Genomic DNA, 23,924 nt, shown 5'->3' on the forward strand with positions numbered 1-23,924 from the left:
GTGCCGACGGTATGCCGGGAGGCCCGGTGCCGGTCCCAGGGACCGGCACCGGGCCTCCCGTCCGCACTACTCCTCGACGACCTCCGCCAGCTCGAACGGCTCCACCAGCAGCGCGTCGCCGCCGGCGGCGACGTCCACCCGCACGGTGTCGCCGTCCCGGACGTCCCCGGCCAGGATCGCCCGCGCCAGCTGGTCGTCGATCTGCCGCTGCATGAGGCGGCGGAGCGGCCGCGCCCCGTACACCGGGTCGTACCCGCGCTCGGCGAGCCAGCCGCGGGCCTGCGGGGTGACCGCGAGCTCCAGCCGGCGGTCGGAGAGTCGGCGTGCCAGCCGGTCGACGTAGAGCGAGACGATCTGCCCGAGGTCCTCTTCCGTGAGCGCCTGGAACACGACCATGTCGTCGAGCCGGTTGATGAACTCGGGCCGGAAGGCCTGCTGGACCAGCTCGCGCACCGCGGTCTCGCGCTCCTCGGGGGTCAGGGACATGTCGGTCAGGAACTGCGAACCGAGGTTCGACGTCAGCACCATGATCGTGTTCCGGAAGTCGACCGTGCGGCCCTGCCCGTCGGTGAGCCGACCGTCGTCGAGCACCTGGAGCAGCACGTCGAAGACCTCGGGGTGCGCCTTCTCGACCTCGTCGAGCAGGATCACCGAGTACGGGCGACGACGGACGGCCTCGGTGAGCTGCCCGCCGGCCTCGTACCCGACGTACCCGGGCGGGGCGCCGATGAGCCGCGCGACGGAGTGCTTCTCGCCGTACTCGCTCATGTCGATGCGGACGAGGGCCTTCTCGTCGTCGAACAGGAACTCGGCGAGCGCCTTCGCGAGCTCGGTCTTGCCCACGCCGGTCGGCCCGAGGAACAGGAACGACCCGGTCGGACGGTCCGGGTCGGAGATGCCGGCGCGCGTGCGTCGGACGGCCTCGGACACGGTGCTGACGGCGGTGCGCTGCCCGATGATCCGGCGGCCGAGCTCGCGCTCCAGGTGCAGCAGCTTCTCGGTCTCGCCCTGCAGCAGGCGTCCGAGCGGGATGCCCGTCCACTGCGCGATCACGGCGGCGATGTCCTCGTCGGTGACGCTGTCGTTCACCATCCGGTCGGCGGACTCGGCCTGCTCGGCGGCGGCCAGCTCGGCCTCGATCCGCGGGAGCTCCGCGTACCGGATGCGCGAGACGGTCTCGAAGTCGTTCTCGCGGTTCGCCTTCGCCTCGGCCATGTTCAGCTCGTCGATGCGCTGCTTCAGCTCACCGATGCGGTTCAGGGACGCCCGCTCGGCCTGCCAGCGGGTCTCGAGCTCACCGAGCCGTTCCTCGCGGGACTGCAGCTCGGCGCGCAGGGTCGACAGCCGGGCTTTCGAGGCGTCGTCCTTCTCCTGCTTCAGGGCGAACTCCTCGACGCGCAGCCGGTCGACGCTCCGCTTGAGCTCGTCGATCTCGACCGGGCTGGAGTCGATCTCCATGCGCAGGCGCGACGCTGCCTCGTCGATGAGGTCGATCGCCTTGTCGGGCAGCTGGCGCCCGGAGATGTACCGGTTCGACAGGCTCGCCGCGGCCACGAGCGCGGAGTCGTTGATCGTCACCTTGTGGTGGGCCTCGTAGCGCTCCTTGAGCCCGCGGAGGATCGCCACGGAGTCCTCGACGCTCGGCTCCCCCACGTAGACCTGCTGGAAGCGACGCTCGAGGGCGGCGTCCTTCTCGATGTACTGCCGGTACTCGTCGAGCGTCGTCGCCCCGATCATCCGCAGCTCACCGCGCGCCAGCATCGGCTTGAGCATGTTCGACGCGGCCACGGAGCCCTCGCCACCACCGGCGCCCATGAGCGTGTGCAGCTCGTCGATGAACGTGATGACCTGCCCGTCGGAGTCGTTGATCTCCTTGAGCACGGCCTTGAGTCGTTCCTCGAACTCGCCGCGGTACTTCGCGCCGGCGATGAGCGAGGAGATGTCGAGGGACACGAGCCGCTTGTCCTTGAGGGAGTCGGCGACGTCGCCGGCCACGATGCGCTGCGCGAGCCCCTCGACGACGGCGGTCTTGCCGACCCCGGGCTCGCCGATGAGCACCGGGTTGTTCTTGGTGCGGCGCGTCAGCACCTGCGAGACGCGCCGGATCTCGGCGTCGCGGCCGATCACGGGGTCGAGCTTGCCGCTCTTCGCGATCGCCGTCAGGTCGACGCCGTACTGCTCGAGGGCGGTCTTCTGCTGCTCCGCAGAGTCAGGAGCGCCCTGGAGGTTCGCCATGCGTTGTCGTCCTTTCGTTGCGGTGGTCGTGTGGTCACGAAGCCCTCGGACTCACTTGAGTCCCACTGGCTCAAGTTTACAACGCTGGCAGTCATTCCGCTTCGCGCGATCGTACGTTCACGATGCCGACGGCACTCACCGCGGCGCCGGCCAGCAGCAGGACGGCCATCACGACCATGGCGCGGTGGACCCCGCCGACGCTCACCTCGCCGCCGAGCACGACACCGGCCAGCGCCACCATCACGAGGCCGGCGATCCGGGCGACCGCGTTGTTGACCGCCGACCCGACGCCGGCTTCGGACTGCGGCACGGATCCGAGCACCGCGCTCGTCAGCGGCGTGACCATGAGCGTGATGCCGAGCCCGACGAGCACGAGCCCCGGCAGGACCGCGAACCAGTACCCCGACGGGTCGTCGCCCACCGTGAGCATGAGCAGCGCACCGGCAGCGGCGACCGCGGGACCCGCCGCCATGAACCACCGCGGGCCGAAGCGTCCCGCCAGGCCACCGACCGTCGTGGAGAGCAGCAGGAGCACCACGGTCGGGGGCAGCGTCGCCAGGCCGGCGAGCCACGCGGGGAACGCCCACACCTCCTGCAGGAACAGGGTGATGACGAAGAAGACCATGCCGAGCGCGCCGTAGATCGACAGCGTCGCGATGTTGCCGACCGCGAAGTTCCTGGCGCGGAACAGCTCGAGCGGCACCAGCGGGGCGCCCGAGGTCCGCGTCACCCGGAGCTCCCACGGCACGAACGCCAGCAGCGCAGCTCCACCGAGGACCAGCGCCGCGACGACCACCGGCGATCCCCAGCCCAGGCGCTCCTGCTCGATCAACCCGAGCACCACGCCGCCGACCCCGACCACGGCGAGCACCGCCCCGACGACGTCCACGCGCGGACGGTGTCCGGCCACCACGTCCCCGTTGATCCGACGGACGAGCGGGATCGTCACCGCGATCGGCACCGCGGTGACCACGAAGATCCACCGCCAGCCGATGCCGTCCACGATCAGCCCGCCCACGACCGGGCCGAGGATCGACGCCGCGCTCGACCACGCCGTCCACGTGCCGATCGCCTTCGCCTGCGCCGCACCACGGAACGCCGCCACGATGAGTGCGAGGGCGCTCGGGGTGACGAGCGCACCGCCGACGCCCTGCAGTGCTCGCGCGACGATGAGGACCTCGCCCGTGGGGGCGATCGCGCACACGATGGAGGCGATGCCGAACACGACGAGCCCCCACGTGATGATCCGAACCCGGCCGAACAGGTCCGACAGTGAGCCGGCGACGAGGATGAGCGACCCGAGCGTCACCAGGTACGCGTCGACGGTCCACTGCTGCACGACCAGTCCCCCGCCGAGCTCCGTCCGGATCGCCGGCAGGGCGACGTTCACCACGCTGGAGTCGAGCCCCACCACGAACGAGGACAGGATCGCGACGACGAGCACCACGCGGCGGTCGTCACGGAGCGGCGCGGTGTGCGCCGGCGCGGACGAGGAGGTCATGCCGTCATCATCCGCCTGTCGGCGCTCCGCCGCGCCCGGGCATGACGAAGCCCGCGTGCACAGCGCCGGGCATGACGAAGCCCCGGTGTGGGATCACCGGGGCTTCAGCAACGGGGCAGGGCCGGATCAGATCCGGTGGTCTGTGGTGGCGCTCGGCTGTGCCGAGGGGCCGGGGTTCACGACGGGGGCCTGGGAGACCACCGGCGTCTGCGGGACCGTGGGGTCGGCGGTGGCGTTCTGGACCGTGCCGTCGGCGTTCTTGGTCTTCTTGTCGTCGATGTCCATCTCCTTCTTGAAGATGTTGATCGACTGGCCGAGGCCCTTGGCGAGGGCCGGGAGCTTCGTCGCACCGAACAGCAGCACCACGATGCCGAGGATGATCAGCAGGTGCATACCGGTGAGGTTTCCGAGCATCATGACTCCTTGATTCTGGAACTGTTCGCCGTCAGCGGGTCATCGTCGATCCACCCGGCGGAAGCCCGTGTGCGTCCCATCGTAACTCGGTCGCGGCCGGATGCCCAGAACAGAGGGTCGACGGTCACCTCGCGCTCAGGAACCCGATCAGTAGGCGCCTCGGGACCGCAGCACCGACGGGATCGTCCGCGCGAGGATCACCAGGTCGTGCACGAAGGACCAGTTCTCGACGTAGTGCAGGTCGAGCCGGACCCCGTCGGCCCAGTCGAGGTCGGACCGGCCGCTCACCTGCCAGAGCCCGGTGATGCCCGGCGTGACCAGGAGCCGGCGATCGGCGAAGTCCTCGTACAGGGCGACCTCGCGCGGCAGCGCTGGACGGGGTCCGACCAGGCTCATCGTGCCGACGAGCACGTTCCACAGCTGCGGGAGCTCGTCGAGCGAGGTCCGGCGGAGGAACGCCCCGACGCGCGTGACCCGGGGGTCGTCCTTCATCTTGAACAGCGGTCCGGCGCCCTCGTTCTCCTCGTGCAGGGCCGCCATCCGGGCTTCGGCGTCCACGCACATGGTCCGGAACTTCAGGATGGAGAACTCCGTGGCACCCCGCCCCACCCGGGTCTGCCGGAAGAACACCGGCCCGCCGTCGTCGAGCCGGATCACGAGCGCGATCACGGCGAAGACGGGCGCGAGCAGCAGCAACCCGGTGCCGGCACCGACCACGTCGAGCACCCGCTTGCCGAACCGGCGCGTGTACACGGGCGTCTCGACGTGCATCAGCGGCAGGCCGTCGACCGGTCGCTCGTGGACCCGCCCGGCTGCGACGTCCGCGATCGGCGACGAGACCACGAGTTCGACGCCGCGCTCCTCGAGCTGCCACCCGAGCCGCCGGAGTCGCTCGTGTCCGCCGGTGATCGCGCCGGCGACGACCACGGCGGTGACGCCGGCGTCCTGCGCCAGGTCGAGCACGTCGGCGACCCGACCGACGACCGGCGCCGTCGCCGAACCCAGCGCCACCTCGGAACCCGAGGGCTCGCAGTCGGTGACGACGGCACGGACCCGGTACCCGGCGCCCGGACTGCTCGCGATCCGACGGCCGACGTAGCGGACGTCCTCGAGGTCACCGACGAGCAGGACGTCCATCAGCCGGTCACCGGCAGCGCGACGTCGGGCCAGGCGCGTCCGGACGACCTTGCGCCCGACGACGAGCAGCAGGAGCCCGACCGGGAACGCGATCGCGACGTACCCCCGCGCGATGTCGATGCTCGCTGCGTAGGCCGTGACGGCGACGAGGGCACCGGTGACCAGGCTGGCGGTGACGAGCCGGCGGTACTCGTCCCCGCCGACCCCGGCGATGCGCGGGTCACGGGTCCGGAAGGCGGAGAGCATGGCCATCCAGACCACGACGACCGCCGGGGCGACCAGGATCTCCAGCCGCCCGGCGTCCACCGCACCGCGGGAGATCTCCCAGGGGAACCGGGCGAAGTGCGCGACGGCGAAGGCGATCAGGAGCAGGACGAGGTCGACGGCAGCGACCCCGCCACCGCCTGCCCGACGACGGAGCCTGCGAGGCACGCGAGGCGTGCGCGTCGACGCAGTGGTGGGCGTTTCGGGGAGCACGCGGATCGCGAGTGACATCGAGGACCTCCTACGAGCGGGAAGGAGGTCGTCCGTCCCGTGCGCCGAGACCGCGGGGTTCCGGTCACCAGCGGCGCAGAACCCAGGATATCACCCCGGAATATCGCACATCAACGGCTGAGTGCCCGGTCCAGGGACCACATGGCAGGGCCGTCGATGAGCCGTGGGACATCGGCCTCGGTCACGCCCTGCAGGCGGTAGGACACCCGCTCCCCCGGCAGCAGGGTCATGAACCCGCGGTCGACCGTGCCCTCCGGCTGCACGCGGTCGGGCTGCAGGAGCAGGTCCCGCACGAGCGACTCGGCCTCGACGACGAGCTCGAGCCCGGCGCCGTCCTCGGCCTCCGAGAACGAGGCCCGGTAGTGCGCGGGCTGCCAGCGCATGTCCTGGTCCGGCGACGGGGTCCAGACGGCGCGACGCCAGTCCATGTCCGCGACGACGAGTTCACCGACGCGGTCCTGCACGATGCCGACCGACTCGGGCAGGGTGACGACCCCGACACCCGCGCCGTCGAGCCGCACGGGCAGGTGCACCTCGGCCAGGGTCTGCCCGGCCATGTCGATCCGCCGCACCCGCACGACGCTGTCGAGGCCCCGCCGGGTCGAGCGCACGACGACCTCGATCGGTGCCACCGGACGGTCGATGACCGCGGTGTCCCCACGTGCCGTGGACCCGGCCGTGTCGGGGACCGGCAGGGACGCGGTGGACTGGTCCGAGCCTCCAGTCCGGCCAGCCGTGTCCGCGGGCGCACCACCGGGCGCGACCCGCACCGTGGAGACCGGACGGATGGCCAGCAGGACGTCGTCGTACAGGCGGCGCAGCTCGTGCGCGAGCGGCTTCAGCCGCCCCGCCGAGTCGATGGCCGACCACGACGACACCGGCCACAGGTCGTTGAGCTGCCAGACGATGACGCCCGTGTTCCGCGGCCAGTGCGAGCGCCAGTGCTCCACGCCCGTCGCGATCGCGCGCGCCTGCTGCAGCTGCGTGAGCCAGTGCCAGCGGTCCAGGTCGCCGTCGGGGACGGTGCCGAACCGGGGCTCCAGTCCGCGTGCCAGCTTGCCCATGCCGTCGGCGGCCTTCTGGTGGTGCACGACCCCTGGCGACGTCGGCGTCATCGGGTCGTCCGACACGGCGTCGCGGAGCGTGCGCCAGGCGGGCGGCGCCTGCCAGCCGAACTCCGAGACGAAGCGCGGCACCCAGTCGCGGTAGTGGTCGTCGGACACCCGGTTCCAGACGTCCCACGAGTGGTGGGTCTCGTGGTCGACGTCGTTCGCCGGCAGCGACTCGGAACCGGACCACGGCGACGCGACCGTGTAGAAGCGCGACGGGTCGACGGCGTCCACGATCGTCGGCAGCAGGTCGAGGTAGTAGTCGAGCCCCCAGCCGCGCTCCCCGAGCTCGTCGGCCCAGCCGTCGGCGTCGTGCAGCCAGATGTTCTCGTTGTTGCCGTTCCAGACCACGAGCGACGGGTGGCGCGAGAGCCGGGCGACGTTGTCCCTGGCCTCGGCGACGACCTCGCTGCGGAGCGGTTCGTCCTCGGGGTAGGCGGAGCAGGCGAACGGGAAGTCCTGCCACACGAGCAGGCCGAGCTCGTCGCAGACCTCGTAGAAGTCGTGCGACTCGTAGACGCCCCCGCCCCACACCCGCACCAGGTTGGCGTTGAGGTCGGCGGCCGCTGCGAGACGGCCCTGGTACCGCTGCCGGTCGACCCGCGACACGATCACGTCGTCCGGGATCCAGTTCACGCCGCGGACGTCGATGAGCGTGCCGTTGACGTGGATGTTGAACGGGCGGCCGATCTGGTCGGGCGTGGTGTCGATGCGCGTCGACCGGAAGCCGGTGCGGAAGGTCTGCCGGTCGAGGACCTCGCCCTCCACGGTCTGCAGCTCGACGAACACGTCGTACAGCGGCTGCGCGCCGTAGCCGCGCGGCCACCAGAGCCGGGCTTCGGGGATCCGGACCGTCACGACGGTCTCGTCCTCCTTCGGGGTGACCTGGGCGCGGGACCGCTGGCGGGTCTTCGTGCCCTCGACGGTCTCGCCGGACACGGTCACGACGAGCACCAGGTCGTCGTCCTCGCCGTCCTGGTCGAGGTCGTTCATGCCGGAGCGCTCGAACGCGATGTGGGCGTCGAGCACGCCCTCGCCCGCCTCGACGTCGACGAGCGGACGGACGTCGCGCAGGCGTGCGGTCGACCAGCGCTCGATCGCGACGTCACGCCAGGGGCCGCTGGTCACCGCGGTCAGGCCCCAGTCCCAGCCGAAGTTCGACGCCATCTTCCGCACGTACGGGAACGGCTCGTCGTACGGGCCCGGCATGCTGCCTGCCCGGGCGGCGACCCGGCCGGCCTCGCGGTACGGCGACTCGAACAGGACCTCGAGCTCGCGCTCGGTGGCCGCGTTGCTGCCGCCCGTCGCGTCGAGCAGGTCGAAGCGGTAGCGCCGGTGCATGTTCCTGGTGGCACCGATCTGCACGCCGTCGACGGTCAGCTCCGTCACCGTGTCCAGGCCGTCGCAGACCAGGTCCACGCGCTCGTGGCCGCGCGGGTCGACGTCGATGGTGCGGCGGTACGTCCAGTCCGATCGACCGACCCAGCGGGTGGCGGCTTCGTTCCGGTCGTGGGTCGGGTCCGGCAGCAGGCCCTCGCGCTGCAGGTCCGTGTGCACCTGGCCCGGGACCGTCGCGGGGATCCCGGCGCCGCGCAGGGCGTCGCGCACCTCGCTGGGCACACCGGCCGGGGCGTTGTCCTCGACGATCGAGACCGTCCAGGCGTCGAGGAGTTCCTCGCGGTCGAGGGTCATGCGGGGTCCTTCTCTGGACGGGCCGCTGGGCGGTCCGCCGCGGTCGGGCCCGTCTCGGTTCCGTCCCGGGGCCGGTCAACGGCCTGGAGGCACGGCACCGGTCGTCCGGGCGTCGTCGCGTCGCGCGCGCGGAGCGTCGACGGCCCGCGCACGATGGGTGCTCCGCGATGGTAGTACGGGTTGCCATCCGGAACACGTGTACCGCCCGAGCGTGGCAGGTTGGTGTCGTGATCACCGTCGAACTCGCCAAGACCCTCCGCGACGCGGGACTCCGCTGGCACCCCGAGACCGGGGACCGGTTCGTCATCGACAAGCCCGGTGTGGACGAGGACGTCTACACCGTCTCCGAGATGACCGTCGAGCGCCACGACCACCCCTCCGGCACGATCCTCGGCTTCAACGGGACGACCGAGTGGGCCCTCGACTCCGTCACTGCGGACGAGTCGCTCTGGCTGCCCCGCGAGGACCAGCTCCGCGAGCTCCTCGGGCCGGCGTTCATCGGCCTGACGCGGGTCGCCGCCGGCGAGCGGGTCGTGCACACCGTCACCGCGACGATCGCCGGGGTCGACCGCACGTTCGCGGCGGAGGACCCGGCGATCGCGTACGGGCAGGCGTTGGCGGCGTACATCGCGGCGGCGTTGGCGTAACGGACCATCCCATCGACCCCGAGCCTGGGTGTTGCTGGGGTGCGCGTCGGGTGCGGGCTGGTTGTCTGGAGCCATGACCGTTCCGAACATCACACTCAACGACGGCAAGACCATCCCGCAGCTCGGCTTCGGTGTGTTCCAGATCGATCCCTCCGAGACGAAGGCCGCCACGCTGGCCGCGCTCGAGGTCGGCTACCGCCACATCGACACTGCCGAGATGTACGGCAACGAGAAAGAGGTGGGCGAGGCCATCGCGGAGTCCGGCATCGACCGCTCCGAGATCTTCGTCACCTCGAAGCTCAACAACGGCTTCCACGACCACGACCTCGCGCTGGAGAACGGCAAGAAGTCGGCCGACCTGCTCGGCGGCTACACCGACCTCTTCCTCATCCACTGGCCGCTCCCGACCGTGTCGGACTTCGTCCCCACGTGGAAGGCCTTCGAGGAGCTCTACGCCGCCGGCACCGCCCGCTCCATCGGCGTCTCGAACTTCCAGGCGCACCACCTGCGTCGCCTGATCGCCGAGACGAACGTGCCGCCGGCTGTCAACCAGATCGAGGTGCACCCGTACCTCGCGCAGGACGAGCTCCGCGCCGTCGACCGTGAGCTCGGCATCGCGACCGAGGCCTGGTCCCCGATCGCCCAGGGCCTCGTGCTCGACGACGAGACCATCGTCCGCATCGCCGGCGCCGTCGAGAAGACCCCGGCACAGGTCGTCCTCCGCTGGCACATCCAGCGCGGCGACATCGTCTTCCCGAAGTCCGTCACCCGTGCCCGCGTCGAGGAGAACTTCGCGATCTTCGACTTCGAGCTCTCGGACGAGGACATGACGGACATCACCACGCTCGACAAGGGACACCGCACGGGTCCCGACCCCGACACGTTCGACTACGTCCCGGCCTGATCACCGGAACGACCAAGGGCGGCTGCGCATCTGCGCAGCCGCCCTTCGGCATCTCCGGAGCCGACCCCGGGCCTGGCCCGGCCGGGTCGGGTCGCTCAGGGTCGTCGCGACGCCGTGACCGTGAAGCGGTCGGTCCGCAGGACCTGACGGGTCGGCCCGACGGCCTTCTCGAGCACCGGCCGGTAGCGCAGGTGCGAGTTCCAGACGCACCACAGCTCTCCCCCGGACTGGAGGATCGTGGCCGCGTTCCGGAACATCGCCTCGGCCGCGTCGGTGCTCACCGTGGTGTCCGCGTGGAACGGCGGGTTGCACAGCACCAGCTGCGCCGACCCCTCGTCGAGCTCGTCACCCGCGTCGCTCCGCACGGTGCTGACCCGGTCACCGACGCCGTTCAGGTCCGCCGTCATCCGCGTGCTCCGCACCGCCGCCGATGACACGTCCGTCGCGATGACCCGGATCGCCGGACGCCGACGGGCGATCTCCGTCGCGATCACGCCGTTGCCGCTGCCCAGGTCGACGGCCACGCGGGCGGTGGGCACCGCGGCGTCCATCGCCTCGATCAGCACGCGCGTACCGAGGTCGAGGGACGCGCCGGCGAAGACCCCACCGTGAGCCGCGATCGTGATCCCGAGTTCGTCCAGGTGCACCTGCTTGGGCCACGGCGACGTGATGGCGGCACGGTTCGCCGCGGCGGTCAGCGGGTCCTGCGCGACGAGCAGCCGGGACTTCGCACGCCCCCGTGACGCCACGACGTCACCGAACGACCGCCGGAGCACGTCGTTCTGCGACAGCGTCATGAACTTGGTCCGCCCACCCGCGAGCAGCACGACGTCCGGGGCGGCGAAGCGAGCGACCGCGCGGGCGATCTCGTCCAGGCGGTCGTGCGACTTCGTCAGCCGGAGCAGCACGAGTCGGGCGTCGCGGAAGGCGTCTTCGAACGAGTCGGGATGGTGGAACCCGCGCAGGCCGAACGTCCCCGCGTTGGCCTGCAGCGCGCGCTGTCCGACGAGGGAGTCCTGCACCACCCGGACGTTCGAGGCTCCGTGCAGGGCGATGAGGCCGAGCGTCAGGAACCCGCGGACGTCGTCGACCACGACGACGGCCCCCGGGGCTCGGACCGCGTCCCCGTGGACGTGCGGTGCCTCGTCGAGCATGAACCGGTCCGTGCCGTCGAGGGCGATGAGGTCCGGCTCGTCGTCGGGGTCGCGGCGGAAGCGGTCGGCGAAGTCTGGCACCGCGTCAGCGTACCGGGGGCCACTGGGACGGCCGTTTCCATGGCACCCGGCATACCCTCGGTTCCAAATATCACATGTGAATATGCTACTGGTTCCCCACCTACAAGGAGCCCACATGGCACCCTCCCCCTTCCGCACCACCGCGTTGGTCTGCGGCATCGTCACCGCATCGCTCGGAGTCGGCCTGTTGACGCCCGTCGCCGCGACCGCCGCGACCACCGCGAGCCCGGCACCGACCGCCGCGACCGCGGCCAGTCCGGCACCGACCGCCAGCGCACCCGCGGGCGATGCGTCGACCAACGAGTACCCCGAGTTCGCGGACATCCCGATCGACCCGTCCCTCCCCCCTCTCGAGGTCCTGCAGGACTGGAGTACGCCCTACGGCTCCCGCGTCCTCGCTGGCTACTCCAACGGCGACGACATCTGGCTCATGATGGGCGACCGTGTGCTGGACAGGACGAACTGGGGTGCGGCGTTCTTCCTCACGGTCCCGAACGTGTACAAGGACGCCGACCTCGAGGTGGTCCGGATCCACACCGCCGAAGACGGCACCCGGACGCGGAGCGATCGCCTCCCGATGCCCCGCGGCATCACCGTCGAGGGGCTGGAGCGGAAGAACCACTTCGAGCCGGGCGTCACGCCGTTCGCCGGCAGCGCGACCTCGGGCGCCACGATCGTCGCGACCGACACCGGTTCCGGCGACGAACTCTTCACGACCACGGCCAGCACCACCCGCGACGGCACCGGGACGTGGAGCGCCGAAGCGGAGCTCAGCGACGCCGAGCACACGATCACGCTCACCCAGACGACGCCTGACGGTCGCAAGAACGAACTGCGCGACATCCGCTTCACCCCGGGTGACGCCGATGCCCCGGCCGCACCCACGCTCGACACGAACGAGCGTCGTCTCAACGGGGACTTCGTCCTGACCGGCCAGTTCGACGCCGACACGAAGTCGGTCGTCGTCGAGGACGAAGCCGGCGAGAAGATCGCGACCGCCGCACTCACCGTGACCGGGTACGTCGCCACGATCCCGCAGGACCGCATCGGCACGACCGTCTACGTCGTCGCCCACTCCGAGAAGGGCACACCCTCCACCCGCACCGCGGCGCAGCTCCAGCAGCTGCCCACCGACGCCTCCGTCGCCGCCCCCTCACTCCGGGACGTCATGGTCTACCCGAACGGCCGCGTGCAGGTCGTCGGCGAGCGGGACGACGCGCCCGGCCTCTGGGTCCTCGACGGCGACCGCGTCGTGTCAGGCGTCCTGAACAAGGAAGGGTGGAGCTACACCATCCCGGCCGACGAGACCGCCAAGCAGATCGACATCGTGAACCTCAGCATGGACGGTACACGGTACGGCGCGACCTCCGAGCGAGTGCACCTGCCCCGCCTCCTCAAGGTCGAGGGGGTCGCCGAGGAGAACACCTACGAGCCCGGGACCCACGCGTTCTCCGGCAGCGCCGAGGCCGGCGCGACGATCACCGCGACCGACCAGGACGGCAACGAGCTGTTCTCCACCGAGGCCTCGGGTGCACGCTCCGGCGTCGGCTCCTGGAGCGCGGACGCCGACCTCGCCAGCTCCGCCGGGTACAAGGTGACCTTCACGCAGACCACCACGGACGGCCGCACCTCAGTCATGCAGGACATCGCGTTCGCCGCCGACGAGGACGCCACACCGCGTGACCTCACCCTCACCTCGCACCAGTCAGGGACGTTCACACCGGGGAACCAGCGCTTCACCGGCACCGCGACCCCTGGCGCGACCGTGACCTTCAACCCAGCCGGCTTCGACCCCAGCAACGCCCGCTACGACCTCACCACGACCGCGAACTCCACCGGCGCCTGGACGATCGAACGCAGCCTCGCCGACTCGCAGTACAAGAACGCGGCATTCCGGCAGGACACAGCCGGCGACGTCATCAAGCAGATCAAGACCACACTCACCCCAGAGGTGAAGGACGCCACACCGCGTGACCTCACCCTCACCTCGCACCAGTCAGGGACGTTCACACCGGGGAACCAGCGCTTCACCGGCACCGCGACCCCCGGCGCGACCGTGACCTTCAACCCAGCCGGCTTCGACCCCAGCAACGCCCGCTACGACCTCACCACGACCGCGAACTCCACCGGCGCCTGGACGATCGAGCGCAGCCTCGCCGACTGGCAGTACAAGGACGCGGCATTCCGGCAGGACACTGCCGGCGACGTCATCAAGCAGATCAAGACCACACTCACCCCAGAGGTGAAGGACGCCACACCGCGTGACCTCACCCTCACCTCGCACCAGTCAGGGACGTTCACACCGGGGAACCAGCGCTTCGCCGGCACCGCGACCCCCGGCGCGACCGTGACCTTCAACCCAGCCGGCTTCGACCCCAGCAACGCCCGCTACGACCTCACCACGACCGCGAACTCCACCGGCGCCTGGACGATCGAGCGCAGCCTCGCCGACTGGCAGTACAAGGACGCGGCGTTCCGGCAGGACACTGCCGGCGACGTCGTCAAGCAGATCACGACCCCCCTGACCCCGGAGTCCTGACCCGCAGCACGACGAACGCCCCGGACAGCAGTGCTGGCCGGGGCGTTCCTCGTGCATGCGACGCTCCGGTCGCCGTCAGTGCGGTCCGCGGTACAACACGATCTGCGTGTTCCGCTGCGGCCGGGCGCCGGCCCGCAGCGAGATCGCCGCACCGGACGCCGTCGCCGCGAACACGCGTGCGCCCGGACGGCTGATCAGCTGGTCCGCGAGTGCCCGCTCGAGCTCGCGCACCCGGTCCCGCAGCACCGTGTTCTCGTTCTCGAGTTCCAGCACCCGCCGGATGCCCTCCAGGGACACCCCCTCGGAGCCGAGCCGTGCGATCTCCCGCAGCTGCACCACGTCCCGCATCGAGTACCGACGCGACCCACCGCGCGTCCGCCCCGGCACGACCAGGCCGAGCCGGTCGTACTGCCGCAGCGTCTGCGGGTGCATCTCCGCCAGCTCCGCGGCGACCGCGATCGCGAAGACGGGCGAGTTCTCGTCCATGTCGGTCATGGGGCTTCCTTCCGTCGTTCGCGTGGTCCTGGAAATCAGACTGGAGGCTCGGTGCGGGTTCCTGACGGAGCCGCACCGAGCCTCCTGGCCGGGTGTGCTGGTAGTGCTGTCTAGCTGCGCGCCTTGGCGAGCAGGTCCTCACGGGGGTCCTCGTCCGGCAGTGCGGCGGCGAGTGCCTCGACGGCCTCGCGCGCCTTGTCCGACAGGTGCGACGGCACCGCGACCTGGACGGTGGCGAGCAGGTCGCCCGTGCCGTCCTTCGTCACGACGCCGCGTCCCTTGACGCGGAGGACACGACCCGAGGGCGTACCCTGCGCGACCCGGAGCTTGACGGGCTCACCACCGAGCGTCGGCACCTGGATCGTGGCTCCGAGCGCTGCCTCGACGAACGTCACGGGGACGTCCACGCGGAGGTGCTGCCCGTCGCGCTCGAAGACCGGGTGCTTGCGGACGTGCACCAGCACGACCAGGTCGCCGGCGTCGCCGCCGTCGGGCGAGGGCTCGCCCCGACCACGCAACCGGATCTTCTGCCCGTCGGCGACGCCCGCGGGGATGCGGACGTTGACCGGGCGGCCGTTGCCCTGCGACAGCTTGATCGTGTCGCCGGCGATGGCCGTCGTGAAGTCCAGGGTCGTCGACGCGGTGACGTCGCGGCCCTTGGACGGACCACCGAAGCCGCGGTAGCCCCCGGAGGGCTGGCCGAAACCAGCCCCGCTGGCGCCCCCGCCGAACATGCCGCCGAGGATGTCCTCGAAGCCGCCGCCCTGGCCGAAGCGGACGCGCTGTCCACCGCCGCCGGGCTGGCCGCCGCCACCGAACATCCCGCCGAAGACGTCCTCGAACCCGCCGCCCTGACCCGGGCCACCCGCGGTGAAGCGGGCGCCCGAGCCCATGGCACGGACCTGGTCGTACTCGGCGCGCTGTTCCTTGTCGGAGAGCACCGAGTAGGCCTCGCTGATCTCCTTGAACTTCGCCTCGGCCGCAGCGTCACCCGGGTTGGAGTCCGGGTGGAACTGCCGCGCGAGCTTGCGGTAGGTCTTCTTCAGGTCGGCGTCTGACGCCTTCTTGTCGACGCCGAGGACCGCGTAGAAGTCCTTGTCGAACCAGTCCTGACTGGCCACGGCTACCTACCTTCTTCTTCCATGTCCGAGCGCTCCCCGGCTCAGGCCGGGACCGCCACGGCGACCTTGGCCGCTCGGATGACGCGCTCACCGAGCTTGTAGCCCGGCTCGACGACGTCCGCCACGGTCTGGCCGGTGGCGCCCGGGGTGGGGAGCTGGACGATCGCCTCGTGGATGTTCGGGTCGAAGGCCTCGCCCTTCTCGCCGATCTGGACGAGCTTGAACTTCTCGAAGCCGCCGCGGATCTTCTGGCCGATGACCTGCATGGGGCCCTCGGTCAGGTCGCCGTGGGCCTCGGCGCGGCTCAGGTCGTCGAGCGCCGGGAGGAGTGCACGCACGACCTCGGCGATCGCGACCTCGCGGTTGGCCTCACGGTCACGCTCGACGCGCTTCCGGAAGTTCACCAGCTCGGCCTGCGCACGGAGCATGTCCGTCCGCATCTCGGCGACCAGGTCGCGGTCGCTCGCGGACAGGCCGTCCTCGGCGATGCCGCGGGCGGCGTCGTCGAGCAGGGCCTGGTCCTCGGGGCTCAGGTCGCTCGGCACCTCGACGTCGGGACCCTCGGCCTCGATGAGGTCCTCCGGCTGCTCCGCGTTCGTGGCGTCGCCCTCGACCTGGGGCTCCGGCTCGTTCTGGACGTTGTCGTCGTTGGCGTTCTTGTCGTCAGCCATCGCTTACTTCTTGTCCTTGTCGTCCTCGTCGTCCACGACCTCGGCGTCGACGATGTCCTCGTCGTTGCCGTCCTGGGGCTGCTCGCCCGCACCCTCGGCACCCGGGGCACCGGCAGCGCCGGCATCCTGCTGGGAGTAGATGGCCTGGCCGAGCTTGCCCTGCGACTCGTTGAGCTTGTCGTAGGCGGTCTTGACCGCGTCGTCGTCCTCACCCGCGAGGGCGGACTTCAGCGCGTCGACGTCGGCCTGCACCTCGGACTTGACGTCCGCGGGGAGCTTCTCGTCGTTCTCCTTGATAAGCTTCTCGATCGAGTAGACGAGCTGCTCGGCCTGGTTGCGACGCTCGTTGGCCTCACGACGGGCCTTGTCCTCGGCCGCGTGCTCCTCGGCTTCGCGGACCATGCGCTCGATGTCCTCCTTCGGCAGCGACGAACCGCCGGAGATGACCATCGACTGCTCCTTGCCGGTGCCCTTGTCCTTCGCGGACACGTGCACGATGCCGTTGGCGTCGATGTCGAAGGTGACCTCGACCTGCGGCACGCCACGCGGGGCCGGCGCGATGCCGGTCAGCTCGAAGGTGCCGAGCGCCTTGTTGTCGCGGGTGAACTCGCGCTCGCCCTGGAAGACCTGGATCGCGACCGACGGCTGGTTGTCGTCAGCGGTCGTGAAGGTCTCACTGCGCTTGGTCGGGATCGCGGTGTTGCGGTCGATGAGCTTCGTCATCAGGCCGCCCTTGGTCTCGATGCCGAGCGAGAGCGGCGTGACGTCGATGAGCAGGACGTCCTTGCGCTCGCCCTTGAGGACACCGGCCTGCAGTGCGGCGCCGACGGCGACGACCTCGTCCGGGTTCACGCCCTGGTTCGGCGACTTGCCACCGGTCAGCGACTTGACGACCTCGGCCACGGCGGGCATGCGGGTCGAGCCACCGACGAGGACCACGTGCGCGATGTCGTTGACCGACACACCCGCTTCCTTGATGACGTCGTTGAAGGGCTTCTTGGTGCGGTCCAGCAGGTCGGAGGTCATCTGCTCGAACTGGGCGCGCGAGATGGTCTCGTCGAGGTTCAGCGGGCCGTTGGCCGTCAGCGTCAGGTACGGGAGCTGGATGTTCGCCGACATCTGCGACGACAGTTCCTTCTTGGCCTGCTCAGCGGCTTCCTTGAGACGCTGCTTCGCGATCTTGTCCGTGGACAGGTCGACGCCGTGCTCGTCCTTGAACTTCTTGACGAGGTGGTCGACGATGCGCTGGTCCCAGTCGTCGCCGCCGAGGCGGTTGTCGCCGGAGGTCGAGCGGACCTGGATCGTGGAGAAGTCGTCGTCCTTGCCCACCTCGAGCAGGGAGACGTCGAACGTGCCGCCACCGAGGTCGAAGACCAGGATGAGCTCGTCTTCCTTGCCCTTGTCGAGGCCGTAGGCCAGAGCGGCCGCGGTCGGCTCGTTGATGATGCGCAGGACGTTGAGGCCGGCGATCTCACCGGCGTCCTTCGTGGCCTGGCGCTCGGCGTCGTTGAAGTACGCCGGGACGGTGATGACCGCGTCGGTGACGTCCTCACCGAGGTACTGCTCGGCGTCGCGCTTGAGCTTGCCGAGGGTACGGGCCGAGATCTCCTGCGGCGTGTACTTCTTGCCGTCGATGTCCGTCGTCCAGTCGGTGCCGATGTGGCGCTTCACGCTGGCGATGGTGCGGTCGACGTTCGTGACTGCCTGACGCTTCGCGGTCTCACCGACGAGGACTTCCCCGTCCTTGGTGAACGCGACGATCGACGGCGTGGTGCGGAGACCCTCGGCGTTGGCGATGACCGTGGGCTCGCCGCCCTCGAGCACGCTGACGACCGAGTTGGTGGTTCCGAGGTCGATGCCTACTGCACGTCCCATGTGTGGGTGCTCCTTCTTGCTAGGGGTAAGTCGCTGGACTTGCGTCCGATGGACTCAACTCTACTCAGGACCGCCTGGGCGTCAAGTCGAGCGGGCAGAAGTTGCGTTGATCCGGCTCAACTCACAGATAGGGGCAGAGCGGGCCGCTGGCTGTCCGTTCGTATTTCACATGATATTCTTGATACACACGTTGCGTCATGTGGCGCAACTACCCCTTCCCGCAAGCCGCGCTCGATGCGGCCTGTCCTGAAAGATGCACATGTCTCACAAGAAGAGGGCCGCGACTGCCCTCAAGTCCATGGGTGCGGCCGGGCTGGCCGCAGCCACCATCGTCAGCGGCTTGTCCTTCGGTGCCGCTCCTGCCTCCGCCGAGAGCTCCCCTGGTGTACCGCACCAACGAGCAGGAACCAACGCTGTAAGCCTCGGCAAGGCACCAATGGTTTGGAAGTCTGGGAGCTCGTGGTACGCGATCGCGTTCGACTCGAACCGGGTGATGAAGGCAATCGCCTACTCCTCGCAGGCCGCTGCTGAGAGCGCCTCCCTCGTCTCGCCAGAGCTACGTATCACTGATACGGGGAAGCTCCAGTTCGCCAATGACGACCGAACGTGCGCTGAGGGTGCTTACAACAACACCTGGAAGGCGAACGTCTTTGCCACCGGCGGCACTTGCGGATCGGGCAACGACCTTTGGGAGGTGACTTCCGATGCCCGAATCCGTAATGTTGCGACTGGTAGCTATGTGGGGCCCACGGTGAGTTTTGAGTCTTTCAGTACCGGGCTTTACTACCAGCTCGGCATGGGCAGCGGCTACCAGTTCCCGGGCATCAAAGCCCGTGTAGAGGCTGCACCCAAGGCACTCGTGGCGAATGTCGCAAAGGTGAACAACATTGCGAAGAGTGCGGTGATCTCGGGGACGGCGACGCCGGGTGCGAAGGTGTCGATCGGTTCGCAGGAAGTCGAGGCCGACAAGACCTCCGGTGCGTGGTCGATGACGGTGACCGGGCTCGCGGTGGGCAAGAACGACCTCGTCGTGATCCAGAAGGTCAACGGTACCGAGTTCGACCAGAAGACGGTCTCCCCCGAGATCGTCGAGGGGGGCGGCCTGTTCGCCGTTGACCAGGGGCCCGTCGAGCTCGAGCGCGGTGCGACCACCCAGGTGCCGTTCGTCGTCGAGAACCGCGTCACGCGCACCGACACCAAGGGCACCGTCGTGCTGACCGCTCCGGACGGGGCGACCTTCTCCGAGCAGGACACCGTCCAGGGCTCGTGGCGTCGAGTCGGCAACACCGCGTGGAACGCCTCCACCTCCATCCCGCTCACCAACGGCCGTCTGTCGAACGACAACACGACCCTGACGTTCGACGCGGACTGGGCCAGCGAGCGTCCCGCCGACCAGCAGTACCGCTTCATGGTCGACGTCACCGCCGGCGACGACGCCCCCGAGGAGCCGAGCTCCATGGACTTCGTCTTCAGCGGCACGAGCAGCACGAACGACTTCCGTGCAGAGGGCAAGACCACCACGACTGTCGCCGCGAGCGTCGCGGCGCCGACGGGTACCGTCACCTTCGAGTCGGACGTGACGAAGAAGGCGATCGTGTCGGGCACCGGTGTCGACGGCGCCACGATCACCCTCTACGCCGGCGACTCCACCACCGTCATCGGCACCGCCATCGTGGAGAACGGCACCTGGTCGACCACGATCGACCCGATCGGCGCGGGCGACCAGAAGATCCGCATCGAACAGTCCGGCATCGAGGGCATCCAGACCGCCGAGACCACCGCGGAGTACGGCGCCGCGGTCAGCCTCGACGAGCCCGCCTCCTCCACCGTCACCCCCGGCGCCGTCACCGTCACGGGCACCGGTCAGGCCGACACCACGGTCACCATCACCGGCGGCGCCAAGTCGGTCACGACCAAGGTCCGCGCCGACGGCACCTTCACCACCGAGGTCGAACTCGCACCCTCGAACAGCGCGAAGACCCTCACCGCGCAGCAGCACTCCAAGGGCAACCTGACCACCTCCGACACGATCACGGTCACCCCCAACGGTGCTCAGACCGCGCGCGAGGTCGTCATCACCGAGCCGACCAGCCACACCTACCAGCCCAACCGCGAAACCACGATCAGTGGCACCGCGACCCCGTATGCCACGGTCGAGCTCCGCTTCCAGTGGAACGACAACGTCTACGGCACGGCCACGGCAGACATCAACGGCAACTGGTCGATCAACCGCAGCTTCGGCCCGGCAGCGAAGTACGAACTGACCGCGACGCAGACCCGCTTCGACACCACCACCTCCACGTCCGCCATGTTCACCCTCGACCCCGAGGGCATCACGAACCAGGACGTCGTGATCACCGGACCGGCCGAGCACACCTACAAGCCCGGCGAGCCGACCCTGGTCACCGGCACCGCCACCCCGTATGCGCGGATCCAGCTCCGCTTCCAGTGGAACGACAACGTCTACGGCACGGCCGTCGCCAACGCTGAGGGTGAGTGGAGCATCCTCCGCACCTACGGCCCCGCCGCGACCTACGAACTGACCGCGACGCAGCTCCGAGGCGACGGCACCACCTCGCAGTCGAACACCTTCACCCTCAACCCCGAGGGCATCACGAACCAGGAAGTCGTGATCACCGGGCCGGCCGACCACGCCTACAAGCCCGGCGAGCCGACCCTGGTCACCGGCACCGCCACCCCGTATGCGCGGATCGAGCTCCGCTTCCAGTGGAACGACAGCGTCTGGGGCACGGCAGTCGCCAACGCTGAGGGCGAGTGGAGCATCCTCCGCAACTACGGCCCCGCCGCGACCTACGAACTGACCGCGACGCAGCTCCGAGCCGACGGCACCACCTCGCAGTCGAACACCTTCACCCTCGAAGCCACCGGCATCGACCGTCCGTTCACGCTGACCACGCCCGCGATGGACTCGACCTTCGAGCCCAACACCGCCGTGTCCTTCACCGGCACCGGCACCCGCGGCGCGACGATCACCGCCATCGCCCCGGCCTGGAACAACAACGAGATCTTCAAGACCGAGGTCGACGACAACGGCAAGTGGGAGATCCGCCGCGGCTTCGCCCCCGGGGTCACCTACGACCTCACCCTCGTCCAGCAGCCCACCGAAGGAGACCCCGAGACCATCACCGGCGTCCACCTCACCCCCGCCAACTGACCCCCACCAGCAGCTGACCACCACCAGCTGACCCCACCGGAACCACAAGAGCGGCGACTCCACCGAGTTGCCGCTCTTGCCATGTCATGTGATATACTAACGGCACACATCAACCCGAACTGGAGCATGATGACGCTCTCCGACTTCCTCCGCATCATCCGGCGATCGCTGGTCGTGCTCCTCGTGGCGACGCTCCTCGGTGGCGGCACCGGCGCGCTCATCGCCGTCGTCAGCAGCCCCCAGTACCGCTCAACCGGCCAGGTCTTCGTGTCGGTGCAACCAGGCGCCCCGGACGTGAGCGACCTGGCGCAGGGGAACAACGCGGCACAGCAGAAGGTGAACTCCTACGTGCAGGTCGTGCGGAGCGCCAGCGTGCTGCAACCCGTGATCGACGAGCTCCGGTTGCACACCACGGTGACCGAGCTCGCGCAGCACGTGACGTCCACCGCAACGGTCGACAGCGTGCTGCTGGACATCTCGGTGACCGAAGACGACCCCGAGAAGGCAGCCCGTGTCGCCACCGCCGTCATCTCCAGCTTCACGCACGTGGTCACCGAGAACCTCGAGAAGCCGACCGACGGTGGCGCTTCACTCGTCCGCATCGAGACCGTGCAGCCGCCGCTCGTCCCCGAAGGACCCAGCTCACCAGACCTCGTGAAGTACGTCGCTCTGGGGCTCGCGTTCGGACTCGCACTCGGCGTCGGTGCAGCGCTCGTCCGACAGACACTCGACTCCAAGGTACGAACACAGGAGGACGTCGCAAGGGTCACCTCGGTACCGGTGCTCGGGGTGATCGGGTTCGACGCCGCAGCGACCACGAACCCGCTCGTGGTCCACTCTGATCCGCGGAATCCGCGAGCGGAGTCCTTCCGCTCCCTGCGCACGAACATCCAGTTCGTGGAGACCGATGCCCAACGGCGGAGCTTCACCGTCACCTCGGCCCTGCCGTCAGAGGGGAAGTCGACGACGGCCGCGAACCTCGCGATCACCATGGCCGAGGGCGGCTCGCGCGTCGTCCTCGTCGACGCCGACCTCCGGCGTCCGCGCATCGCCGAACTCATGGGCATCGAAGGGGCAGTCGGGCTCTCCGACCTCCTCATCGGCAGGACAGAGCTCGAGGACGTGACGATCCCGTGGGGACGCGGCAGCCTCTCTGTCCTGCCAGCCGGTCAGATCCCGCCCAACCCGAGCGAGCTCCTCGGGAGCAACGCGATGCTCGCGCTGATCGACCAGCTGACCACCGAGTTCGACTTCGTCATCTTCGACGCGCCCCCGCTGCTGCCGGTCACCGACGCGGCCGTCCTGAGTCGCCTCACGGGCGGCGCCGTCCTGATCTCGTCCGTCCGCCGCGTCACGCAGAAGCAACTCGCCTCCGCACTCGACACCCTCCGGAGCATCGGCAGCAAGACGCTCGGAGTCGTCATGACGATGGTCCCCGTCAAGGACCGCGGTGCCTACGACACCTACTACGCAGCAGAGGTCGCAGCTCCCACTGCCCCCAAGCAGGGTCGGCGAACCCGCGCGCTGCCCACTGACCACCCCACCTCCGACAGAAAGAGAACCTCATGAACCGCAAGACCGTCGCCTCCGTGGCCCTCGGCGCCGCCCTGATTGCCGCACTCGCCGGCTGCAGCGGTGGTGCGACCCCGGACAAGTCCGCTTCCCCGACCCCCTCCCCCACGAAGACGAGCGCCGCCAACGAGACCGTCTACAACAAGTGCATCGACGGTCTCGCGACGATCAACGCCAAGGACGCCACCGCCGAGAAGCCACTCGCCGTGGGCGACTGCGCACACGTCGCCGTGTTGGGCGCTGCTGAGGACGGATCGACGATCACGCTCGGCGCCGTCGAGGACCTCCTCGTCGAAGCGAGCGGTGCCACGATCGACGTCCAGAGCGCCAAGAGCATCACGGTGCCCGGGTCGGACAACACCGTGAAGTACTCCGGTGAGACCGCTGTCAAGGACCTCGGCAAGGGCAACACGATCTCTGCACGCTGACGACCCACGGCACTGATCGGGAGCAGGACGACCGCTCCCGATCAGTGCCGTTGCTCGTGACAGGGATCGACGGCGGCCTTCGACGCCGCAGCAGCAACCGGTCCCCGAGGTGCCGCGCCTCAGCCCGGGTGGTCCTCGGCGATGGACGCGACCCGGTCCGCAGCGGTCCGACCGCGCTTGTCGTCCTCGGCCGGCCAGGCCGCGATCTTCGCCATGAGATCGCTGGTCCGACCGATCACCTTCGCGGGCACACCGCCGACGACCGAGCCCGCCGGAACCGACTTCGTGACGACCGCCCCGGCGGCGACCACCGAGTCGGAGCCGATGCGGACACCCGGCATGAGCGTGGCCCTGGCCCCGATGAAGCACCGGTCGCCAACGGTCACGGGCGCGTAGCGGTACCGACGACCTCGCTCGTCTCGGTACAACCAGCCGGTGCCGTCATGGGTGACGAAGAGCACGTCCACCGAGATCGTCGTGTCGTCGCCGATGGACACCATCGAGTACTCCGACGCGACGCGGCACGAGTAGATCCGGCAGCCGCTCCCGACCTCGACTCCCAAGCGCCGGGCGGCGACGTCGCCCCCGGCGATGCGCGACACGAGAGCGAACACCCAGGGTCGCGGGAGTCGAGCCGGGATCGGATTGCGCATGTCATACCTCTCATGTACCGTTATAC

General features: G+C 69.5%; 17 protein-coding genes. 6 read left to right on the plus strand and 11 right to left on the minus strand.

Going from position 1 to position 23,924, the window contains the following annotated elements; translation table 11 throughout:
* Positions 1-66 precede the first annotated feature (66 nt).
* From ITJ54_RS13515 to ITJ54_RS13535, 5 genes are all read right to left on the minus strand, one after another.
* A complete protein-coding gene (locus tag ITJ54_RS13515) occupies positions 67-2,235 on the minus strand; it encodes an ATP-dependent Clp protease ATP-binding subunit (RefSeq protein ID WP_194629082.1) in 2,169 nt (722 codons plus the stop codon).
* A 91-nt stretch (positions 2,236-2,326) separates the two neighbouring features.
* Positions 2,327-3,736, minus strand: a complete 1,410-nt coding sequence (locus ITJ54_RS13520; RefSeq protein WP_194629083.1) for an MFS transporter — start codon at positions 3,734-3,736, stop codon at positions 2,327-2,329.
* Between the two features lie 126 nt (positions 3,737-3,862).
* Positions 3,863-4,153 carry a twin-arginine translocase TatA/TatE family subunit gene (tatA, locus tag ITJ54_RS13525; protein WP_416354908.1) on the minus strand — a complete coding sequence of 97 codons (291 nt, stop codon included), beginning with the start codon at positions 4,151-4,153 and terminating at the stop codon, positions 3,863-3,865.
* A 144-nt stretch (positions 4,154-4,297) separates the two neighbouring features.
* Positions 4,298-5,782: a sugar transferase gene (locus ITJ54_RS13530; protein WP_194629084.1), complete on the minus strand. Its 1,485-nt coding sequence runs from the start codon at positions 5,780-5,782 to the stop codon at positions 4,298-4,300.
* Positions 5,783-5,892: 110 nt separating this feature from the next.
* The gene (locus tag ITJ54_RS13535; protein WP_194629086.1) at positions 5,893-8,583 is read right to left on the minus strand and encodes a glycoside hydrolase family 2 protein; all 2,691 of its coding nucleotides are present in this window, start codon (positions 8,581-8,583) and stop codon (positions 5,893-5,895) included.
* Positions 8,584-8,810: 227 nt separating this feature from the next.
* On the opposite strand from ITJ54_RS13535, the gene ITJ54_RS13540 reads away from it, so the two are divergent.
* Both ITJ54_RS13540 and ITJ54_RS13545 read left to right on the plus strand, forming a co-directional pair.
* Entirely contained in the window at positions 8,811-9,230 is a 420-nt protein-coding gene (locus tag ITJ54_RS13540; protein WP_194629088.1) for a pilus assembly protein CpaE, read from the plus strand.
* 73 nt (positions 9,231-9,303) lie between these two features.
* Positions 9,304-10,134: an aldo/keto reductase gene (locus tag ITJ54_RS13545; RefSeq protein ID WP_194629090.1), complete on the plus strand. Its 831-nt coding sequence runs from the start codon at positions 9,304-9,306 to the stop codon at positions 10,132-10,134.
* Positions 10,135-10,229: 95 nt separating this feature from the next.
* Here the strand turns inward: ITJ54_RS13545 and ITJ54_RS18345 are convergent, their stop codons facing one another.
* Positions 10,230-11,369 carry a class I SAM-dependent methyltransferase gene (locus tag ITJ54_RS18345; RefSeq protein ID WP_323741722.1) on the minus strand — a complete coding sequence of 380 codons (1,140 nt, stop codon included), beginning with the start codon at positions 11,367-11,369 and terminating at the stop codon, positions 10,230-10,232.
* A 115-nt stretch (positions 11,370-11,484) separates the two neighbouring features.
* On the opposite strand from ITJ54_RS18345, the gene ITJ54_RS13555 reads away from it, so the two are divergent.
* Positions 11,485-13,908 carry a hypothetical protein gene (locus ITJ54_RS13555; protein ID WP_194629092.1) on the plus strand — a complete coding sequence of 808 codons (2,424 nt, stop codon included), beginning with the start codon at positions 11,485-11,487 and terminating at the stop codon, positions 13,906-13,908.
* Positions 13,909-13,983: 75 nt separating this feature from the next.
* On the opposite strand, the gene ITJ54_RS13560 is transcribed toward ITJ54_RS13555, so the two are convergent.
* From ITJ54_RS13560 to dnaK, 4 genes are all read right to left on the minus strand, one after another.
* Positions 13,984-14,394 carry a heat shock protein transcriptional repressor HspR gene (locus ITJ54_RS13560; protein WP_194629367.1) on the minus strand — a complete coding sequence of 137 codons (411 nt, stop codon included), beginning with the start codon at positions 14,392-14,394 and terminating at the stop codon, positions 13,984-13,986.
* A 119-nt stretch (positions 14,395-14,513) separates the two neighbouring features.
* The gene (locus ITJ54_RS13565; protein WP_194629094.1) at positions 14,514-15,524 is read right to left on the minus strand and encodes a DnaJ C-terminal domain-containing protein; all 1,011 of its coding nucleotides are present in this window, start codon (positions 15,522-15,524) and stop codon (positions 14,514-14,516) included.
* A 41-nt stretch (positions 15,525-15,565) separates the two neighbouring features.
* Entirely contained in the window at positions 15,566-16,195 is a 630-nt protein-coding gene (locus tag ITJ54_RS13570) for a nucleotide exchange factor GrpE (protein ID WP_194629096.1), read from the minus strand.
* 3 nt (positions 16,196-16,198) lie between these two features.
* Entirely contained in the window at positions 16,199-18,070 is a 1,872-nt protein-coding gene (dnaK, locus tag ITJ54_RS13575; protein WP_194629098.1) for a molecular chaperone DnaK, read from the minus strand.
* Between the two features lie 859 nt (positions 18,071-18,929).
* Between dnaK and ITJ54_RS18135 the strand changes: the two genes are divergently transcribed.
* The 3 genes from ITJ54_RS18135 (at position 18,930) to ITJ54_RS13590 (ending at position 23,245) form a co-directional block, all read left to right on the plus strand.
* The gene (locus tag ITJ54_RS18135; protein ID WP_194629100.1) at positions 18,930-21,245 is read left to right on the plus strand and encodes an Ig-like domain-containing protein; all 2,316 of its coding nucleotides are present in this window, start codon (positions 18,930-18,932) and stop codon (positions 21,243-21,245) included.
* A gap of 129 nt (positions 21,246-21,374) precedes the next feature.
* On the plus strand, positions 21,375-22,814 hold the full coding sequence (locus ITJ54_RS13585) for a polysaccharide biosynthesis tyrosine autokinase (protein ID WP_194629102.1): 1,440 nt from the start codon (positions 21,375-21,377) through the stop codon (positions 22,812-22,814).
* Positions 22,811-23,245, plus strand: coding sequence for a DUF3060 domain-containing protein (locus ITJ54_RS13590; protein WP_194629105.1), 435 nt, complete (start codon positions 22,811-22,813; stop codon positions 23,243-23,245). The genes ITJ54_RS13585 and ITJ54_RS13590 overlap by 4 nt, the downstream gene beginning before the upstream one ends.
* A gap of 119 nt (positions 23,246-23,364) precedes the next feature.
* On the opposite strand, the gene ITJ54_RS13595 is transcribed toward ITJ54_RS13590, so the two are convergent.
* The gene (locus ITJ54_RS13595; RefSeq protein WP_194629109.1) at positions 23,365-23,898 is read right to left on the minus strand and encodes an acyltransferase; all 534 of its coding nucleotides are present in this window, start codon (positions 23,896-23,898) and stop codon (positions 23,365-23,367) included.
* Positions 23,899-23,924: the final 26 nt, after the last annotated feature.

It is taken from the genome of Curtobacterium sp. VKM Ac-2865 (assembly GCF_015350905.1).
Lineage (GTDB): Bacteria > Actinomycetota > Actinomycetes > Actinomycetales > Microbacteriaceae > Curtobacterium.

What these genes read in the sequence shown, in the direction of transcription:
- ITJ54_RS13530 (WP_194629084.1), bottom strand. Translation starts at nt 5,782, where the DNA reads ATGTCACTCGCGATCCGCGTGCTCCCCGAAACGCCCACCACTGCGTCG.
- ITJ54_RS13595 (WP_194629109.1), bottom strand. Translation starts at nt 23,898, where the DNA reads ATGCGCAATCCGATCCCGGCTCGACTCCCGCGACCCTGGGTGTTCGCT.
- tatA (WP_416354908.1), bottom strand. Translation starts at nt 4,153, where the DNA reads ATGATGCTCGGAAACCTCACCGGTATGCACCTGCTGATCATCCTCGGC.
- ITJ54_RS13535 (WP_194629086.1), bottom strand. Translation starts at nt 8,583, where the DNA reads ATGACCCTCGACCGCGAGGAACTCCTCGACGCCTGGACGGTCTCGATC.
- ITJ54_RS13520 (WP_194629083.1), bottom strand. Translation starts at nt 3,736, where the DNA reads ATGACCTCCTCGTCCGCGCCGGCGCACACCGCGCCGCTCCGTGACGAC.
- ITJ54_RS13515 (WP_194629082.1), bottom strand. Translation starts at nt 2,235, where the DNA reads ATGGCGAACCTCCAGGGCGCTCCTGACTCTGCGGAGCAGCAGAAGACC.
- ITJ54_RS13560 (WP_194629367.1), bottom strand. Translation starts at nt 14,394, where the DNA reads ATGGACGAGAACTCGCCCGTCTTCGCGATCGCGGTCGCCGCGGAGCTG.
- ITJ54_RS13590 (WP_194629105.1), top strand. Translation starts at nt 22,811, where the DNA reads ATGAACCGCAAGACCGTCGCCTCCGTGGCCCTCGGCGCCGCCCTGATT.
- ITJ54_RS13585 (WP_194629102.1), top strand. Translation starts at nt 21,375, where the DNA reads ATGACGCTCTCCGACTTCCTCCGCATCATCCGGCGATCGCTGGTCGTG.
- dnaK (WP_194629098.1), bottom strand. Translation starts at nt 18,070, where the DNA reads ATGGGACGTGCAGTAGGCATCGACCTCGGAACCACCAACTCGGTCGTC.
- ITJ54_RS13545 (WP_194629090.1), top strand. Translation starts at nt 9,304, where the DNA reads ATGACCGTTCCGAACATCACACTCAACGACGGCAAGACCATCCCGCAG.
- ITJ54_RS13570 (WP_194629096.1), bottom strand. Translation starts at nt 16,195, where the DNA reads ATGGCTGACGACAAGAACGCCAACGACGACAACGTCCAGAACGAGCCG.
- ITJ54_RS13555 (WP_194629092.1), top strand. Translation starts at nt 11,485, where the DNA reads ATGGCACCCTCCCCCTTCCGCACCACCGCGTTGGTCTGCGGCATCGTC.